This window comes from Clostridium lapidicellarium, assembly GCF_041224415.1.
GTDB classification, from domain to species: domain Bacteria; phylum Bacillota; class Clostridia; order Clostridiales; family Clostridiaceae; genus Clostridium_B; species Clostridium_B lapidicellarium.
Genome location: NZ_JBGFFE010000009.1, coordinates 65,431 through 83,848 on the forward strand (window position 1 = coordinate 65,431; position 18,418 = coordinate 83,848).

Genomic DNA, 18,418 nt, shown 5'->3' on the forward strand with positions numbered 1-18,418 from the left:
CAATACACAACTGAAAACAAAAGAGGAGGATCTATTTTGAAAAATTATCGTGAACTTCAACAATTATTATTATCAATAGATGGAAGGGGATATTCCGCCTATAAGGGACTAAGAGGCGAATATGACTTCGGAAAATATATACTCTCCATAGATCATATACAATCGGATCCCTTTGCCCCGCCATCAAAGGCACGTATAATTCTATCCAAAAAAGAAGCAGGCTTTCCCGAGAAATTTTTGGATTCAAAATATAAAATAACAGCTGTGTCTGACTTTTTAACAAGAACTTTTTCACACAGCATTAAAAATTTCAATGGAACCCCCAATACAAAAAAGCTAAGTACATTTCTGTCTATAGACACCTGCGGCCAGGAAATGCTGGAGAGAACCTCCATAGTCGTAAATCATGACAATATTGAAGCGAGATTTGAAGTTGAACTTCCTGCCTCCGGGAGAAGAATCCGGGGTAAATCCGCAGCTGGAATCTTCTCTGACGTGCTTCCCAAAATTGTCAATTCATCACTGCTTTTTAAAAACATAGACAAATTCAAATTAAAAAAGCAGGTAGAACTCATACTGGACCAGGAATACATCAGACAGCAACTAAATGAAAGGAAACTTGCAGCCTTTATTGCCAACGGCTCCATTCTGCCGAGGGAAAACGGAATATCAGACAGACCGTTGCGGGATGAAAGTGCAGTTCCCTTTTCAAGCCCTAAAAGCCTTGAAATAGAACTTTCTCTCCCAAATCACGGATCAATAAGAGGAATGGGAATTCCAGAGGGAATCACCTTGATTGTAGGCGGTGGATACCATGGAAAATCCACACTTTTAAAATCTCTCGAACTTGGAATATACAATCACATTCCAGACGACGGCCGTGAATATGTAATAACTAGAAGAGATGCAGTCAAAATACGGGCAGAGGACGGCCGCAGGGTGGAAAAGGTGAATATCAGCCCTTTCATAAACAACCTGCCAAATAATAAAGATACCCTGAGGTTTTCCACGGATAATGCCAGCGGCAGTACTTCACAGGCAGCCAATGTAATGGAGGCCCTGGAATGCGGGACCAGGCTTCTATTAATAGATGAAGACACATCCGCAACAAATTTCATGATAAGGGACGGCCGCATGCAAAAACTTGTTTCAAAGGATAAAGAACCAATTACTCCATTCATAGACAAAGTTCGCCAGCTATATAACCAGTACAATGTTTCAACTATATTGATTGTAGGCGGTTCCGGAGATTATTTTGATGTGGCGGATCACATAATCATGATGGATGAATATGTTCCAAAGGAAGTTACAGGGCAGGCCAAAAAAATTGCAAACAGTGCAGGATATCAGAGAGAAAAATCCGATTCAGCCATTTTTGGAGACATAACTTCCAGAATACCACTGAGATCCAGCTTCACCCGTACCAGAAGATCTTTCAAAATAAAAGCCAAAGGAAAACATACGGTCCTCTATGGCAAATCCTCCATAGATCTATCGGCACTGGAACAGCTCACAGACAGCAGTCAGACCAACTGCATAGCAGTGATGCTTGGTTTTATTTCAAGTAAAATGGTAGATGACAGGATGTCAATTTCACAAATTGCAGATATGCTGTTTGAACAAATAGGAAAAATAGGGCTGGATTCTATATCACCCTATTCAGGACACCCCGGAAACCTGGCACTTCCGAGAAAATATGAACTCTGTGCTGCCGTAAACCGCTACAGACGGCTTAAAATAAAGTGATCTTTCAACAATGAACAATTTTCAATTGACAATTAACAATTGTAAACTGTCAGCTGTCAGCTGTTAATTCTCAGCTTCTAAACACAACTTCTTCCTTCGAAAACATGATTTTTGCCAGAAGTACAGTAGCTACAACATACACCACATGCCATACAAGTACTATGGAAATGTGCATGGGATCAAACACTCCAGCAAGAGCTTCTTTCATAACCGCAACTGCATTTACCACGGGAATATTAAAGAATAAAATGCCTATATTTTTAGAATCCATCATAAAGGGAACATAAGTTAGAATCATTACAGGAACTATAAATCCGCCGAGATATGTATTGGCTTCTTTCATGGAACGTGCAAATATACTTATGGATATTTCAATAGAACTAAGTGCTACAAGTACGAATACAGATACAACACCTATAACCACAAAAGCACCTATTGAAATGTCAATCCCTCCCCCGCCTGAAAATATGTAAAGCATGGAACCTACCATGGATATCAATGTAACTATAAGTGTGATAAGAGCTACAGATGAAATGGCCGTAAGTTTTCCCCAAAATATAGACATTCTTCCTACAGCCGTCGACAAAAGCGGTTCAAAAGTTCCCCGTTCTTTTTCTCCCGCCACCAGGTCTGCCGCTATGCCTATAGTAGGGCTTATCATGAAAATAATAAGTAAAGTTGGAAGCACACTTAAAATACCAAAAGCTATCGGGCTGCTGTTGTCCTTGCTCAAAGCCTCTTCCTTTATATCAAAAGGAGTCAGTACCTGGCTGTCAATTCCCTTTGCCTGCAGTCTTCCATTGACAATGGATTTACTGTATTTATCAAATATATCCTTCATCGTAGAAGATGCCATGGAAGATTTATTTGAATCCTGATCATATATCACCCTTACGTTGGTTTTACTTTCCGCTGTAACTTTCGAGTCAAAATTTCCAGGTACATCAATTATAAGGGAAATATCTCCTTTTTTAAGCTTTTCCTGGGCATTGCCGCTATTATCTATTGTTATATTTTTCACACTCTTCAGCATTTTATAAACTGAGGAATTCTTTTCTCCCCTATAGGCAACAGTTATGTTTTTTTGAACGGATTCAGTCGTATTCTTCAATGTTAAATCCATTATTTTAAACATGGCAGGGTACATTATGATAGGCAGGAGTATGGTAAATACAATAGTCTTTTTATCCCTGAAAATATCCACAAGTTCCTTTTTCAATATTATCCAAAAATTATTCATGCCTGCTGCCTCCCACTAATTTTATAAATATCTCTTCCATATCATCACTATTGTACTTTGATTTTAAATATTCTATAGTTCCCTGTTCTACAAGTCCGCCCTTATGGATTATAACAACTCTGTCACATAGCTTTTCAACCTCAGTCATGGAATGAGAGGACAGCAAAATTATCTTGTTTTCACATTTGCATTTAAAAATAAATTCATGTATGACCTTGGCTGCCGAAACATCCAGTCCAGTGCTTGGTTCATCAAACAGCATCACATTTGGGGAATGTATTATGGACCGTGCTATGGACACTTTCTGTTTCATACCCCTGGAAAATTTGCCAGCCCTTCTATCTATGTATTCGGACATATCGAGATCTCTTGTAAGTTCAGATATTCTTCTATCTATATCGTCCTGCGGCATTCCATATAATTTCCCAAAATATTCTATATTTTCCCGAGCGGACAACCTGTCATAGAGTCCAACTTCCCCTCCAAATAAAATTCCTATTTCTCCTCTTACCTTTGAAGGTTCATGAACTACATCATATCCATTTACCCTTATGATTCCTCTGCTCGGCTTCAACATGGTAGAAATCATTCTCAAAGTTGTGGTTTTTCCCGCCCCGTTTTCACCTAGCAGTCCCACTATTTCTCCATTATCAACACTAAAAGACAAATTATCTACAGCTCTTATCGTTTTGAATTCCTTGCTTACATTTTTTACTTCAAGCATAATTACCTGATTCCCAAATATAGGCAAACTCATTTATTTGCTATTTCAAATAATCAGGTTTTTTCACCTCACCTTTCTCTCTTATATTTTTATGTTCTAGAAAAACTTTTTTCATATCCTCCAATCCCTGAAAAATCTCCTTTCTCGAAAAATTCCCCCCAGCAAGCTGCTCGTCGCTCTTCAAAAGCAACATACCATAAAATTTCTTGCCTGTTTCAAATAATTTATGGGATGGATTTTCATCAAGTTCCTCAAACAACATATTTTCAGCCTCGTCATACTTTCCCTGAACCACAAGCTTTTTCAGCAGTAAAGGAAACATATCTTCCAGAGAAAGCGACTGAAGATCAATATTCTGGTACTCGACATCCTGATCCTGTTCTTTTGAAAAAAGATTTCCCGTAAACTTCTTTAAGGATTCTATTATTCTCATTATATAGTCATCATTCATTTCAAAATTTCCCCCTCTCATCAAATATTTTCTCAGCAGCCTCAATCATTCTGCGTTTTTTGCGGATATCCCTTTTTAGAAATTTAACACCCTCATCAGTTGTCATGTAAATTTTTCTCTGGGATGATTCATCTATAAGCTTTATAAGTCCGGCATCCAAAAGTTTTCTTATGCTGGTATATAGAGAAGCTGGACCTATGGAAAAAGTATTTTTTGAAATTTCTTCGACTGACTTCATGATAAGATATCCATGCTTGGGCTTCATAAGAGAAAGTAAAATATAATAATATGTGTCCGTAAGTTCACCTTTTTTTAAAGAAGTATCTCTTGATATATCTATTCACCCGATTTCTAAATAATCTCCTCCTGTTGTCCCATTATATATCATTAAATGATATATAATCTGTTAAAAAAATCATATCATCAGGTGATATGATTTGTCAACTTAAATTTAAAATTTTTCTTTTACACTTTAAATTTTGATAACATTTTATTTAGCTTTTGGGCAAGTTCCGATTGAGTTTGTGCAGAAAGTGCCACCTGCTCCGTTGCCTTAGCGGCCTCGTCCATACTTGATTTCACCGATTCTACATGACTGGATGATTTCTGAGAGGTATTCGCCACATTTTGAACTGCTTCACTTACTTGATTTATAGTTGCCGCAAGTTCTTCCGACATAGATGCCATTTCATCGGACATCTTGCTTAAAAAATCTGCGTCTTCATAATATTTATTTCCAAGTTTTTCAAAATTCTTAAATCTGTTGCTTACATTCTCATTTACAAATTTCAATACGTCTTTGCTGTGCTGTGCAAGGTTTTTAAAAGCCTCCTGGACTTTTTCTATGGTATCCTGAATACCAACTACGGCCTTTGAGGACTGTTCGGCCAACTGCCCAACTTCATTTGCAACTACTGCAAACCCTTTTCCCTGTTCTCCTGCCCTGGCAGATTCTATAGAAGCATTAAGGGCAAGAAGGTTGGTCTGTTCAGCTATATCTGCAATAGTGTCAGCCATAACTTTTATGTTCTCAACTACTTTACCATCTTCTATCGCTTTAATTACATTGTTTGCCTTGCTTTCATATAATTTATGCGATTCTTCTACAGCATCTTGTCCCTGTTTTTTCGTAATGGAAGCCCTCTTTTTGAATTTATTTGCGTTGGTACTTCCCTCCAGCGCTTTTTGAGAAAGCTCACTTATGCTCGAATTCACTTCCTCCACGGAAGCTGTTATCTCCTCCACAGCGGCACTGTTCTCCTCAATGCCCGATGCCACACCGGATACAGAATTGTCTATTTCTCCGGATTTTGCGGATAATTCTTCAGCTACAGCAGAAAGATCTTCACTGGAACTGCTCATATTATGAAATTTTTTTTCAATTTCCTTTACAAAGCCCTTCAGATTCTCCTGAGCCCTGTCTATAGCTTTAAATGTCCTTCCAAATTCATCATTTCTATCGGTTTTACAACTGCAGGTAAAATCAAATTTAGATAAATTTTCCGCCGCACTCACTATTTTCATCAAAGACCTATCCATATATCTGGGTATAAAGATTTGAAATATCAAAGCACAGGCAATCCCTACTATAATCAGAATCACAGTGACAATATCCTTATAAGCAAATGAAAATATTCCCACAATACCAATGGCAACAATTATTGCAACCATAATTCCAAAACACAATGATAACTTCGTCTTCATCTTCATGTCTTTTAAAAATATCATATCAACTCTCCTCATCTATGAACTTTTTTTCAGAATTTACTGGTTGGCTAAATACATATCTCTGTATCCGGGATTCTATTGTTTCCGCCTCCTCTCAAGAGCTTTATTTGTCAACCATATTATGGTATAAATTACATAACGGGCTAAAATTTAAGTAGATAAGCATTCATTCCACAGCTTATACTTGCAGGTTTTTTGACAAGTTTTTTACAAAAATATGACAATTATTCATATAAATTCAGTAATTTTATATCTAAATTTGTAATACATTATATATTATACACACCTTTTATTACAATTACAAGTGTATTATACACTTACAGTTTGTTATATGTTCCACCAAAAATAATTAAAGTCAGAATAGGTGATGCAGATGAAAATAAATTACAAAAAAATGGGAAAGCGGATTAAATCAGCTAGAAAAAAGAAAAAATTTACTCAAGAACGGTTAGCCGAAATAACTGGCCTTTCAAATAACTATATAAGTAATATTGAAAGGGGTTCTTCTATACCGAGTATCGACACATTGATAAAGATCTGCAATTCTCTCAATGTAACTCCTGACTTTGTGCTGTTGGATTCAATATATACTTCCAAGGAATATTTAAAAGATGAAATAGCTAAAAAGCTCGAAAAATGTAATGACAAAAATATAAGACTTGTTTCAAAGTTTTGCGATTTGCTTTTAGAAGAGCAGGAAGAAAAGTAAGTTTTTGATACAAGTGAAAAAGCATATTTTCAAAAATGGAAATATGCTTTTTTAGTTAAAGCAAATCTACAGGCGTTAAAAAGTTTTTTTCGGTTCATAAACTTCCGGTACTGCTTTTTTTATAAACACCAGTGTAATTATAAATACAACGGACATTACTACCATCAATATACAAAAATAGTGAAATCTATCAAGAAGAATTCCATATATCAAGGAACCCAGGGGTATGGCACCTTGTCCAAAAATTCCTAATACTGAAAAAAATCTTGAGCGCATTCTATTTGGCACCATTTCCTGAAGATTTGTGTTCAAAGGTGTGTTCAATCCTGAATTAAAAAATTCCCCCAGAAACATTATACCTGCCAAAAGCATAAATAGTTCCATGCTGTGTCCCCCCAGATAATTTACGGTAATTGGAAACACAGCTGCTGGAAACATAAATAAAATTATGGCCTGAAATACAAGGGAATTCTTCATTATAAGTTTTCTACTGAATTTAACAAGGCAGGTACCCATTAATATATTCCCCAGGAGTATTCCAAAAGTGAAAAATGAAATAAGATAACCATACTGCTGAGAACTAAATCCTATTCCCTTCTTCACAACATAAGGAAGTACTATGTCAAAGAGTGGTGCCACCAGGAAATTTGTCACCAGTGCCAATGAGAATAACTGAAGCAGTGCCCTGTTTTTCTTTATGAAATAAAATACATCGCTGTTTTCAGTAAAAAATGATTTAAATGTAAGTATTCCAAGATTTCTGTCTTTATTTGCATATGCTATGAGAGTGCAGCATATGCCTGATATGATAAATGTTATTCCGTTTAAACAAAATACCGTCTTTATTCCAAAAACACCATATATGATTCCTCCAATAGACGGCCCTATAATCATGGAAACTGCATCAACACCTCCCCTTGCAGCTATTCCCTTCATAAGTTCGTCTTCTTCTACAAGCTCTGGAAGAATTGCCGTAGAGGATGCATTGAATATACTGTCCATAATCGAAATAAATACCTGCAACGTAAACAGAAAAACTATATTCAGACTCCCATTCATGGCAAGATATCCTAAAAGTAATACAAAAATCCCTCTGACATAATCAGATGCCATCATTATATTCTTTCTGCTTTTTCTGTCACCCAGAATTCCTGCAAAAGGCAGAGCTATAATATTTGGAACCAAGTTTACTGCTGAAAAAATCCCCATCATTATTCCCGAATGAGTCACATCCAAGATATAAAGCGGCAGTGCCACCTGCTGTATTCCAGTACCTGTATAGGATATAAATCTTCCAAACATATACAATAGTAAATTTCTCTTATATTTCATATTTACCTCTCTCAATTCAATTTATAGTGTTATTACAACCTCAGTAGTATCAACGGTATGGGAATTACAAACCTTCTGTTCCCTGTTCTTATATAAACTCTCATAAGCTGCACTTCCTATTCTATGCTTACCTCTACTATGTCTCCCTCTGCACTTTTTACATCCACTATTTTTCCCGAAAGCCCCTTGTCTATAGCCTCTGAAATGAGATTCAGATCTATATTTTCCATCCCTTTTACGCCGTCACTTATGGGAATCTTGCCAACAGTTTTCAGCATTACCTTTATGAATTTCACTGGAAGCTTTACATTTACATTGTCCCCTTCATGGGAATTCACTTTTATCATCAACATCTTTTCCATAATATCATCATCTGGAGCAAGCTGTGTATTTCTGTCCTTCAAAGATTCTATAAGCTCCTGGGCCTTATCTGCTGTAATCTTTCCATCTTCTACCATCTTCAATATCTTTGCTGTTTCTTCATTCATGTTATATTCCTTCCTTTCATATTTACTCATTCATCATTTTTATAGCTTGATCCGCAGTTATCTCTCCCCTGTCCAGCATATCCACTATCCTTTTCTTGTCAGCCTTTGAATTTTGAGATACATTGTATCCCAGGGCGGATATTAACTCATCCAATTTCGATCTCACTGTGGGATAGGATATGCCAAGTTCTTTTTCCACATCTTTTATATTTCCTCTGTTCTTTAAAAATATCTCTATAAATTTAAGCTGATCTTTTGTAAGATATTCAAATTTAGACATTTCAAAATCATTTTCAATTACAGTGCCGCATTTAGGGCAGTGAAGTTTTGAAATCAAAAGTCTTGCCCCACATACCGGACATTTTCCAATTACTTTATATGTCAAATAATCACCTTCTCTTTTTTATGAATACAGTATATCATGAAGTATTAATATATTCAATATAAATATTTATTTTTTTAATTAATAATTATATATAAATTACTATATTTAATTATTATATAAATAATATTAAGTTTACTGTAAAGTTAATTATATAACGGAACAATAAAAAGTCTTCTACGAAATTAATTTTTTCATAGAAGACTTTTTATACAACACGCAATTAATATAATTTTATGCTGTTGGATTCAATATATATTTTCAAAGAATATTTAAAAAATTATTTTAATATTATCTTTCTAAACCCTCCAAAATTATTTGCCATCTGGGAATATACCCCTTTTCCAAGAAGAAATTTATAGATTTCATCAGCCTTTTTTATAGGATCAATATTTTTAAATTTTTCGGGATAGATAACCTTTCCAAGGTAATAGGCATCCGCCATAGCAGTTTCAATATTTGTAGTATAGAAATTATAGGGCATCTGTGAATATACTTCACCATTTTTAACTGCTGAAAGATTATTATAATAGTCAGGATTTTTTTTACAGTCTTCCTGAACCATCTGAAATCCTCCCTCATCTATAAAAATCTTATCCGGATCCCATTTTAGGAGTTTCTCTTTATCTATCATAACTGTACCAGTCTTTCCCGTTTCATCCACTACATTTTTCCCGTTTACAGCCTTGAGCAGAGAATAATTCCCCTGAGTACTTTCAATGCCATGCGTGCCTTTCATGCCCAAAGCTCCGACATATATACTTGGCTTTTTACTTTCAGGGATATCTTTAGTTCTCTTGTCCAGATCATCTTTACAGTTTTTCATATAATCAATTACTTTTTGTGCCCTGCTCTCATTGCCAGTGACTTTCCCAATAATTTTCAAAGAAGTGTACATATCAGGATCAAATGTGGATTGTTTACCATAGCTCAAAACAACGACAGGTATGTTGGTTTTGGACTGCAGTTCATCTGCAGAAGACTTATCTGAAGCATATGTATCGAAAATGACATCCGGTTTAACTGAAAGTATTTTTTCGGCATCCGGTGAATTATTAGGTCCTCCCTGACCTATAGTTGTAAGTTTTGCAATATTGGGATTCACCATCATATAAGGCTTTCCCACAGTGCTGCCTTTCTCAGTCTGTTCTACACCCACTAACTTTTTTGAACCATTTATATAACAATAAAGTCTCAATGCCCCTGGTCCAATAGCTACAACTTTATCAATTCTTTTATTTAATGTAATCTTTCTTTCCAATAAGTCTGTTATCATTATATTTTTAGATTTTGAATTTGAAGTTTTTTCGTATTTAGGTGAACAGCCTCCAATCAAAAGTGCAAAAATAAATATTCCTACAAATAATAGACTTAAAAATTTTTTATGCACAATTATTTCCTCCCTCCATTTAACGTACCTCTTATGAGAATAACTTACAGCGGTATAATTACCGGAATATTCTTATAATTTTTTACGGCTACTGGAACAGAATAAACTCTTTCAATATTCTCAGGAGTCATTATTTTCCTTCCGCCTGCGGCAAAAATTGTACCATCTTTCAGCATGATAAATTTATCCGCAAACCTTATGGCGAGATTTAAATCATGAACTATCATTACAGCAGCAATTCCCTGAGTTTTAACTATCCTATTGATGATTCTTATCACTTCAAGCTGATTTTTCAAATCCAGATTGCTTGTAGGCTCATCTAAAAGAAGTATCTCAGGTTTTTGGGCAATAGCCCTTGCAATAACAACTTTTTGCAGTTCTCCACCGCTTAGCTCATCTAAAAATCTTAAAGAATAATCTTCAAGCTCCAGAGCTTCAATGGCCATATTAGCTATTGAAATATCTTCTTTTGAAGCATTCCATTTAATGTAGGGTTTCCTTCCCAAAAGTACGGAATCAAAAACAGTGGTTCTTACACTTGTTTGCTGCTGTGAAACATAACCAACCCTCTGAGCAAGTTTTATAGGGCTGAGTTTAAAGATTTCATTTTTTTCAATTAATGCAGTACCGTATTGTGCCTTCAATATACGATCTATACATTTAAGAAGAGTGGATTTTCCTGCTCCATTTGTACCCAGGAGTGCAGCACATTCTCCTTTTTCCACCGAAAAATTAATGTCTTTTAAGACAGATCTGCTTGTATATTTAAATGCAAGTCCCCTTACAGATAAAATCATTTTTTCCTATACCCCCTCATGAGCAGATATAAAAACATAGGTGCTCCCATAAAAGATGTAATAGCTCCAACAGGAAGAATTATAGGTGAAACTATGCTTCTTGCAAATGTGTCAGAAACGAGAAGTAAAAGTGAACCCATAAGTGCGGATGCTGGAATCAAGAAACGATGATCCCCTCCAATAATCCTTCTCATTATCTGAGGCCCTATAAGCCCTATAAATCCTATAATACCAAGAAATGAAACTGCTGCCGCAGTGATTAAAGAAGAAGTAAACATTCCCCCAAATCGTATTCTCTCAACACTTACTCCTAGACTTTTTGCAGCCTCCTCCCCATTGTCCATAGCATTATAATCCCATTGTCTAACAGCAAAATAAATCATCGATACCCCTATAATAACTGCCATTATAATTATTTCCTTCCAAGAAGCACGTCCAAGATCACCAAATGTCCAGAATACAACAGCTGCTACCTGAACATCCTGGGCAAAATACTGAATAAGCGTAATACCTGCAGAAAAAAGAGATCCTATAGCTATCCCCGCAAGTAATATAGCCTCTGGAGAAAGGGATCTAAGTCTCGCAATCATTAAAATAATGACAGCAGCTATCATAGAAAAGGAAAATGCGCAAATAGTAACTATATACGGATTATCTATAAGCACTGCATCAGCACCTGTACTTTTAACACTTCCTGCACCAAATATTATAATAGCAACATTTGCACCAAAAGCCGCAGCATTTGATATTCCTAAAGTTGATGGTGATGCAAGAGGATTTCTCAGATTACTCTGCATTACACATCCTGCAGCAGACAGTCCTGCACCTGCTATAATGGCAGCAAGGACTCTTGGAAGCCGTATATTCCAGATTACAAGATTTGATAACCCACTTCCCTTTTGAAAAATTCCCATTAAAACCTGGTAGGGTTTAATAGCCGATGAGCCGGCACATATTGAAAATAGAGAAAATATTATAATTAACAACAGAATAACTAAGATTATAATTCTTTTTCTTGTTGTATATCTTTCATAGTTTATGCACATTTCCTCTTTCAATTTCATCAATCCCTTTATTTATTTGATACATCATCTTACCATCCCCGTGTGTACTCTTCAAAACAATCCAGGCAAAGTTTTTTTCCGTTGCTTATTCTTATTTTATGCTCAGGAACACCTTCTCCACATTGTTCACAAATAATCGTATTAAACAACCTTGCATTTTTAGGGGCTTGAAATTTTGGCTTTTTTATATCAAATATTTCTTCTGCCGGTGACTCCAAAATGTACTTCTCTTTTTCCTCCCTGCTCATTTCACCCTTAATCTGTTTCAAAACAACTCTCATATTATCTCCATTTCCCCTGTTGAAAAATGAAAAAGCCATTTTACCAGTACCTCTGTACACCAGATTGCCTTTTCCCAAAGTGCATCCTGTTATAACCTGTACTGCATCAACACCGCAGGCATCGTTTTCAGTAACACATACTATTTCTTCATCAGATGAAAATTTCAGATTCATCTTTTCTATTGCTGCTTCACAAGCTTTGAATCCTATGGCAAGCCCCGGGCAATCATGTCCATGGAACTCTATGCACTTATTCCACAATTCTTTTTTATTCATTGATAATCTCTCCTTTTGAATATATCGTGTACATATAAATACAAGCAATTTTCAAGCCAAAATGGAAAATATGATTTTAAAATATATAAATTACTATAAAAATGCTGTGTACAAAGCCAACTCAATCTAAAAATATTTTCTATAACAGCTAAAATTATAGTCAGCAAAAGAGAATTATTTATCATAATGATAAAAAATGGTTTCAAAATGAAAAGTATATCATTTTGAAACCATTTTAACACATATATGATAATATTTTTAGAACTACTTTATTTCAGTTCTTTCACTATTTTTCTTGTCTTTCCTAAATAATCTTCCACACCGCAGACTCCAGTATTTATAACTCCCAACCTTTTATAATTCTGAAGCATAATATCCCCTCTTGAGTCTGAACAAACATTATACAACAGGTCCTATTTTGCACCCTATATCAATAGTCTTGCATAATAAATGCAAGAAGTAACAATAGCATCAACTCACGTCTCAACATAATCTTTAATATTTTTTTCATCAATCCCGACAGCTGCTAATATAACCATGCCTGGATTAATATTTTTTAAAACACTTACATTTTTTCTTAATTTATCACAGAGGACCTTATCAAACAGTTAAATGTTTACTCAGCGGCTTCACATGAATGTTGCTCCTGTACTCTGTTTCCGTCCAGTTGATATTCTCGGCAATAAAAGCTTCCGGATTCAATGTGACACCTTCGAGCATGAATTCTTTAAATTTCTCATACCCTGCCCTGTCTATCAGATGGCCGCCGTGAATATAAACAGGCTTTCCGCCAAGTACCCATTCTGAAAATCTAGGCCAATTTGCCATTATCGCAAGTACACTTTCTTCAGTCAACCAGTTTGCAAACATCTTTCCCATCCTGGGATACTGTTTTCCTGTCCTGCCGCCAAGAATTATCTTATAAAAATCTTTGTCCGGTCTGCGCCATGCCCCCGTTGGACATGCAATAACACATTCACCGCATCCCACACAGCAGCACGTATCTTTGTCTATTTTACCCTTGTCATTAAGTGACAGCACACGGGTTGCAGCTTTTTCACACTTCCTCACACAGGCCCCACAGCCAATACATCGGTTTATATCATAAACAGGCTTTGTACATCCAATTATGCCAAAATCCTGAAAGTGACCTTTCGCACAGTCATTAGGACAACCTGATACCGAAATCTTGATATGATACGGATTGGGATAAATTATCTTCTCCAGTTTTCGCGCCAGCTTCTGTGTGTTTACATTTGCCTTGATACAATGAATTTCTCCAATACAGGCCATTATATTTCTCGGGGCAATATAAGGGTAACCGTTATCGGTTTTCATATTCACACCGCACATTTTATGCTCTATACTCTTCAAATAAGGCTGTATATATTCATTTACCGCAGGTATATCTTTTGCTTTTATTCCAGGTGCATTCAAAGTCTGTCTGACACCTAAATGGAAAGAACCATTTCCCCATTTTTTACACACATATTTTATAACATCGAGCCACTTTGCATCTATAACAGCACCTGGGACTCTAAGCTGAAGCATAAATTCACCAGGTACTTTGGATTGCCTGAAACAGTTGTTCCTTAATTTTTTTATATTACAATCTTCCACCATAATTTTCCCCTCCTAATCAACCAGCTTTTTACCTATTGTATAATTGAAAATAGGGCCATCTAAACATACATATGTTTCATCGATTCTGCAGTGTCCGCATTTTCCAACGGCACAGGACATTTTTCTCTCAAACGACATCCATATTTTATCTTCAGGTACACTATTTACAATCAATTCTTTACCTACAAATCTCATCATTACAGGAGGGCCCACTACAAGACATTCATAATTTCCTTTAAAAGATTCAAATGGAATATTCTTTATGAAGTTTGTTACCATTCCAACCTGCCAGCCACTGTACTTTTCATTGTCAAGGGTATAAACCACATGAAAATATCCAGCTTTTTTCCACTTTTCAAGCTCATCTTTAAACAGAATACTATTGGAATTTTTAAACCCAAAAATCAGATAAATTTCTTTTGCATAGTCACTCCTATCAAATAACTCGTCTATAAGGCTCTTTACCGGTGAAACTCCAGTACCCCCAGCAATAACCACAACATTTTTATCTTTGAGTTTTTCAAAAGGCCATCCATTTCCATAACATCCCCTGAGGAAAATATAGTCCCCTTCCTTCATGGAAAATAATCTATCCGTAACTTTTCCCACTCTTCTTATCGTAAAATCTGCATATCCTTTTCCAAAACCACTTAGAGATATGGGTGCCTCGCCAACTTTTGGAATGGAAAGCTGCATAAACTGGCCGTGTTTTACGGGAATATTGTTCTCTATGCGAAAAGTCCATTCAAGCTTTGTTTGTGGAATTATCTTCAATATCTTATGCGGCTCCGGCCTAACTGGATTGTTAAACATCTTTGACTCCTCCCTGTTTTTTTATTTCCTCTACAGCATCATATAGCTTGTTCAATGTGGCAGGATAACTTATAAGTTCAGGACATCTTGCAGAACATCTGCCGCAGCCCACACACATAGGACCATCCTTGAATCTTGCATTGTATCCGTAAACTTTGTGGAGGATTTTATATCTGTATCTTTCAGAAACTTTTTTTCTAAAGGAGCTGCCTCCCGCAACTTTGTCGAAATTTTCAAGCATGCATGAAGAACAGGTTCTTCTTCTCTCTCCTACATTTGCATTTTGTGTATACACTATATCTGTGGTTTCAAAACAGGTACATGTACTGCACGCAGTAGTGCATGAACCACATCCAATACATCTGTCTTCAAACTCATCCCACATCGGATGATTTTTTATCTTGTTTGCCATATCCAGATCCTCTATTACAGGAAATTTTACTTTAAGTTTGTTTTCTGCAGGGAATTTGATCTTATAATCAGATAGTTTGTAATTTCGAAAATATTGTTTAAATTCCTCATCCTTTACTTCCACATTATTTATATTTTCACCAAAGGATACAGCAATGGAATACATATCTGTGGTGTTCGTACCCATACTGCAGCAAAAACACCCATCAAATTCATTGGCACATTCCATCACTGCAAACTTTACCTTGTCTCTTATTCTTTTGTAAAAATAATCTTCTATATCACCATTTTTCAGATAAATCTGATCCTGAATTTTTATTGAATTTATGTCACATGCCCTGCCAAACACCAAAATGTCTTTTTTTTCTCTCATTTTGCTTTCCCTGTATTCATCCTCAGTAAAATAAAACAAGGTCTGAGTAATTGGAGTAAGAACCTCTTTCATAGGGTAAGTCGAACGTTCACTATATTCTATCTCTTCATATCTGTGCACTGGCTTGTATAAAATGGAATCCTGTTTTGCATATCTTCCTCCTCCACGAATTCGTACCGGAGCATAGATAACATATTTCTGTTCCAATTTAGCAAATAATTCATTCATATCTTCAGCTCTAAGCTGACAGGTATCGGGAACCTTCATCTTGATTACACCCTTTCTAAATTTTTCATTTTCACAATTTTAAAGATTCAGGTGGAGAAAAGTATTTCCTATAAGCAAACTCCAACTGGAGCTAAGAATCACCTGATTTTTCAACTAAATTGTAAAATGGGTATTGGCCAATTCCCTATATAAAAATTATATTCCTTGCCATTTCTTTTGTAAAATGCTAAACTTATTATAATTTCATAGCTTTTTATCTATGTATTTTTATGTAAAAAGGGGGATATCCATGACAATACGGGACCTGGAAATTTTCACCGCAGTAGCAGAAAATGGAAAAATAGGAGCTGCAGCAAAAAAACTCTATATATCCCAGCCCACTGTCAGCCATGTTATTTCTCAGATTGAAAAGGAATATCATGTGAAATTGTTTGAAAGGCTTTCCAGAAAATTATACATTACAGATGTGGGAAGGGAATTCTTAAATTATGCAAGACATATTCTCTCAAATTTTCGTTAAATGGAACATTATCTGCACCATGCTTCCGAACAGATATGCATTCATGTAGGAGCTTCACTTACCGTAGGAAGTTTCTTTCTGGGTAATATCATATCCAAATTTGAAGAAAAAAATCCTAAAATTCGCATACGTGTATATGTAGACAACTCTAAGGACATCATACAGAAAATTATTGATGGAACTCTAGATATAGCCGTAATAGAAGGATTGGTAAATTCAAAAGACATTATATCCCATGAAGTCTACCAAGATGAAATGGTCTTGATCTGCGGCAAGAATCATCCATTTGCTTCAAAAAAATCAATTCAACTGTCCGATTTAAAGGGTAAAGACTGTGTACTTCGTGAGGAGGGTTCCGGTACCAGGGATTTTCTCATCAATCTAACGGAACGCAGGGGAATACCAATTATAAAAAAATGGGTGTGCCACAGCTCTGACTCCATAATCAACGTAGTTGCTGCCGGTCAGGGTGTATCAATCCTGTCTAAAAGCCTACTAATTCACCAGAATAATGTGGTGCAGATTCCCATCAAGGACTTTTCACTTTACAGAAGCTTTAAAATAATTTATCACAAAGACAAGTACATTTCCTCTGCCCTCAAAAAATTAATTTCAGCAATAGAAAAGCTCTTTAATTCTGCCTATAAATGATAAATAAATTATAATTCAATCATCTTTTCTACCTAATTTGCACCATTTTTTGCAGAGATTAGCTCTTTTATTACAAATAACCTTATTTGAACCACAGGAAGGGCAGACATATTTGTCTTCTTCTTTTTTTATCTCATATATATTGCCGCAATTAAAACATTTAAATTTGCAGAATACAGGTCTGTAGTTTCCTCCATTTATCCTTATTGAATTCCCCTGTGTCAGAGCAAGCGCTGTTTTTTCCCTTGCACTATCTATTATATTTTGAAAAGTCTGCCTGGACACGTGCATTCTTTCAGCACATTCTTCCTGATTTAATTTTTCAATATCTTTCAGTCTCATTGCTTCAAGTTCCTCAACTTTTATAACTACATCTTTTATTTCACATTTTTTCCTACCTACCGGTATAAAATAAGTATATTGCGGCAATTTCTCTACACTTCTATATTTAACTGGTCTTGGCATTTTTCCCTCCCTGCATTTGCTGCATATTCCGACTAAAACAATATTGGTATCTTTTATATCAATATTTTTAATTTTTTCTATGTAATTATTTAGTTTAATAAATTCTAAATTGATATTGCTATCATCTATATCTATTATATCATTGCAATTAATATATTGTTCTATAAACAGTTGCAAGACCTATCTTATTATGACTTTTTATTTTATCATAAATCTCTTTGATATTTTGGTGAATATTTGATTCAATTAAAACTTCAAGTACAATTTCCCTTTGATTGGTAAGCTTGTAATTTTTCTTATTCAACAATTCTTTGATTAACAAAAATTCATCTTTCATATTCAAATACTCACCTCATAAATTTAATCTAATTACTTATTGTAATTTCCCTCATATTGATGCTCTGTACATACACTCCCAGTAGATTTTAGTTCTCCATTTATATATTTTTGTATTACATCATCACATAGGCCTTGCGCACCTATGACAACTTCTATTTTATTATCTCTAAATAATTGAACCGCAGTTTCTCCCATTCCTCCCGATATTATTACATTTACACCCTTTTCTTTTAAAAACGCCGGTAAAAATCCCGGTTTATGTCCTGGATTCTCCACAAAACTCCTTTTTAAAGATTTGTCTTCCCCTATTTCATAAATCATAAATCCACTACAATGTCCAAAATGTCCACTTACTTGTTTCCCATCACTTGCTACTGCAATTTTCAT

At 35.4% G+C, this 18,418-nt stretch carries 22 protein-coding genes; 4 read left to right on the plus strand and 18 right to left on the minus strand.

Annotation, left to right across the window (positions count from 1 at the left end; genetic code table 11):
- The first annotated feature begins 36 nt into the window (after positions 1 to 36).
- A complete protein-coding gene (locus AB8S09_RS08045) occupies positions 37 to 1,746 on the plus strand; it encodes an ABC-ATPase domain-containing protein (RefSeq protein WP_369868887.1) in 1,710 nt (569 codons plus the stop codon).
- 70 nt (positions 1,747 to 1,816) lie between these two features.
- On the opposite strand, the gene AB8S09_RS08050 is transcribed toward AB8S09_RS08045, so the two are convergent.
- The 5 genes from AB8S09_RS08050 to AB8S09_RS08070 all read right to left on the minus strand — a co-directional run bounded on the left by AB8S09_RS08050 (position 1,817) and on the right by AB8S09_RS08070 (position 5,889).
- Positions 1,817 to 2,986 carry an ABC transporter permease subunit gene (locus tag AB8S09_RS08050; protein ID WP_369868888.1) on the minus strand — a complete coding sequence of 390 codons (1,170 nt, stop codon included), beginning with the start codon at positions 2,984 to 2,986 and terminating at the stop codon, positions 1,817 to 1,819.
- The gene (locus AB8S09_RS08055; RefSeq protein ID WP_369868910.1) at positions 2,979 to 3,710 is read right to left on the minus strand and encodes an ABC transporter ATP-binding protein; all 732 of its coding nucleotides are present in this window, start codon (positions 3,708 to 3,710) and stop codon (positions 2,979 to 2,981) included. Before AB8S09_RS08055 ends, AB8S09_RS08050 begins: the two co-directional genes overlap by 8 nt.
- Positions 3,711 to 3,750: 40 nt before the next feature.
- The gene (locus AB8S09_RS08060; RefSeq protein ID WP_369868889.1) at positions 3,751 to 4,161 is read right to left on the minus strand and encodes a DUF6483 family protein; all 411 of its coding nucleotides are present in this window, start codon (positions 4,159 to 4,161) and stop codon (positions 3,751 to 3,753) included.
- A gap of 1 nt (position 4,162) precedes the next feature.
- On the minus strand, positions 4,163 to 4,426 hold the full coding sequence (locus AB8S09_RS08065; protein ID WP_369868890.1) for a PadR family transcriptional regulator: 264 nt from the start codon (positions 4,424 to 4,426) through the stop codon (positions 4,163 to 4,165).
- 200 nt (positions 4,427 to 4,626) lie between these two features.
- A complete protein-coding gene (locus tag AB8S09_RS08070) occupies positions 4,627 to 5,889 on the minus strand; it encodes a methyl-accepting chemotaxis protein (protein WP_369868891.1) in 1,263 nt (420 codons plus the stop codon).
- A gap of 394 nt (positions 5,890 to 6,283) precedes the next feature.
- Between AB8S09_RS08070 and AB8S09_RS08075 the strand changes: the two genes are divergently transcribed.
- The gene (locus AB8S09_RS08075; protein WP_369868892.1) at positions 6,284 to 6,598 is read left to right on the plus strand and encodes a helix-turn-helix domain-containing protein; all 315 of its coding nucleotides are present in this window, start codon (positions 6,284 to 6,286) and stop codon (positions 6,596 to 6,598) included.
- Between the two features lie 75 nt (positions 6,599 to 6,673).
- Here the strand turns inward: AB8S09_RS08075 and AB8S09_RS08080 are convergent, their stop codons facing one another.
- The 10 genes from AB8S09_RS08080 to asrA all read right to left on the minus strand — a co-directional run bounded on the left by AB8S09_RS08080 (position 6,674) and on the right by asrA (position 16,095).
- Positions 6,674 to 7,930 carry an MFS transporter gene (locus AB8S09_RS08080; protein WP_369868893.1) on the minus strand — a complete coding sequence of 419 codons (1,257 nt, stop codon included), beginning with the start codon at positions 7,928 to 7,930 and terminating at the stop codon, positions 6,674 to 6,676.
- Between the two features lie 116 nt (positions 7,931 to 8,046).
- A complete protein-coding gene (locus AB8S09_RS08085; RefSeq protein ID WP_369868894.1) occupies positions 8,047 to 8,418 on the minus strand; it encodes an SHOCT-like domain-containing protein in 372 nt (123 codons plus the stop codon).
- 22 nt (positions 8,419 to 8,440) lie between these two features.
- Positions 8,441 to 8,803 carry a DUF2089 domain-containing protein gene (locus AB8S09_RS08090; protein ID WP_369868895.1) on the minus strand — a complete coding sequence of 121 codons (363 nt, stop codon included), beginning with the start codon at positions 8,801 to 8,803 and terminating at the stop codon, positions 8,441 to 8,443.
- 277 nt (positions 8,804 to 9,080) lie between these two features.
- Entirely contained in the window at positions 9,081 to 10,190 is a 1,110-nt protein-coding gene (locus tag AB8S09_RS08095; RefSeq protein ID WP_369868896.1) for an iron ABC transporter substrate-binding protein, read from the minus strand.
- Positions 10,191 to 10,234: 44 nt separating this feature from the next.
- A complete protein-coding gene (locus AB8S09_RS08100) occupies positions 10,235 to 10,987 on the minus strand; it encodes an ABC transporter ATP-binding protein (protein ID WP_369868897.1) in 753 nt (250 codons plus the stop codon).
- A complete protein-coding gene (locus AB8S09_RS08105; RefSeq protein ID WP_369868898.1) occupies positions 10,984 to 12,051 on the minus strand; it encodes a FecCD family ABC transporter permease in 1,068 nt (355 codons plus the stop codon). Before AB8S09_RS08105 ends, AB8S09_RS08100 begins: the two co-directional genes overlap by 4 nt.
- Positions 12,052 to 12,080: 29 nt before the next feature.
- Positions 12,081 to 12,608 carry an FmdE family protein gene (locus tag AB8S09_RS08110; RefSeq protein WP_294183406.1) on the minus strand — a complete coding sequence of 176 codons (528 nt, stop codon included), beginning with the start codon at positions 12,606 to 12,608 and terminating at the stop codon, positions 12,081 to 12,083.
- 600 nt (positions 12,609 to 13,208) lie between these two features.
- Positions 13,209 to 14,231, minus strand: coding sequence for a sulfite reductase subunit C (gene asrC, locus AB8S09_RS08115; RefSeq protein WP_369868899.1), 1,023 nt, complete (start codon positions 14,229 to 14,231; stop codon positions 13,209 to 13,211).
- Between the two features lie 12 nt (positions 14,232 to 14,243).
- Positions 14,244 to 15,044, minus strand: a complete 801-nt coding sequence (gene asrB / locus AB8S09_RS08120; protein ID WP_369868900.1) for an anaerobic sulfite reductase subunit AsrB — start codon at positions 15,042 to 15,044, stop codon at positions 14,244 to 14,246.
- Entirely contained in the window at positions 15,037 to 16,095 is a 1,059-nt protein-coding gene (asrA, locus tag AB8S09_RS08125) for an anaerobic sulfite reductase subunit AsrA (RefSeq protein ID WP_369868901.1), read from the minus strand. The genes asrB and asrA overlap by 8 nt, the downstream gene beginning before the upstream one ends.
- A gap of 250 nt (positions 16,096 to 16,345) precedes the next feature.
- On the opposite strand from asrA, the gene AB8S09_RS08130 reads away from it, so the two are divergent.
- A complete protein-coding gene (locus tag AB8S09_RS08130; protein ID WP_369868902.1) occupies positions 16,346 to 16,576 on the plus strand; it encodes a LysR family transcriptional regulator in 231 nt (76 codons plus the stop codon).
- Complete coding sequence (locus AB8S09_RS08135; RefSeq protein WP_369868903.1) at positions 16,577 to 17,227, plus strand: LysR substrate-binding domain-containing protein; 651 nt, start codon at positions 16,577 to 16,579, stop codon at positions 17,225 to 17,227.
- A gap of 15 nt (positions 17,228 to 17,242) precedes the next feature.
- Here the strand turns inward: AB8S09_RS08135 and AB8S09_RS08140 are convergent, their stop codons facing one another.
- From AB8S09_RS08140 to AB8S09_RS08150, 3 genes are all read right to left on the minus strand, one after another.
- Positions 17,243 to 17,692 carry a DUF134 domain-containing protein gene (locus AB8S09_RS08140; protein WP_369868904.1) on the minus strand — a complete coding sequence of 150 codons (450 nt, stop codon included), beginning with the start codon at positions 17,690 to 17,692 and terminating at the stop codon, positions 17,243 to 17,245.
- A gap of 148 nt (positions 17,693 to 17,840) precedes the next feature.
- Positions 17,841 to 18,029 (minus strand): transcriptional repressor, encoded by a 189-nt coding sequence (locus tag AB8S09_RS08145; protein ID WP_294183418.1) that lies wholly within the window; start codon positions 18,027 to 18,029, stop codon positions 17,841 to 17,843.
- 32 nt (positions 18,030 to 18,061) lie between these two features.
- Positions 18,062 to 18,418, minus strand: a complete 357-nt coding sequence (locus AB8S09_RS08150; RefSeq protein WP_369868905.1) for a NifB/NifX family molybdenum-iron cluster-binding protein — start codon at positions 18,416 to 18,418, stop codon at positions 18,062 to 18,064.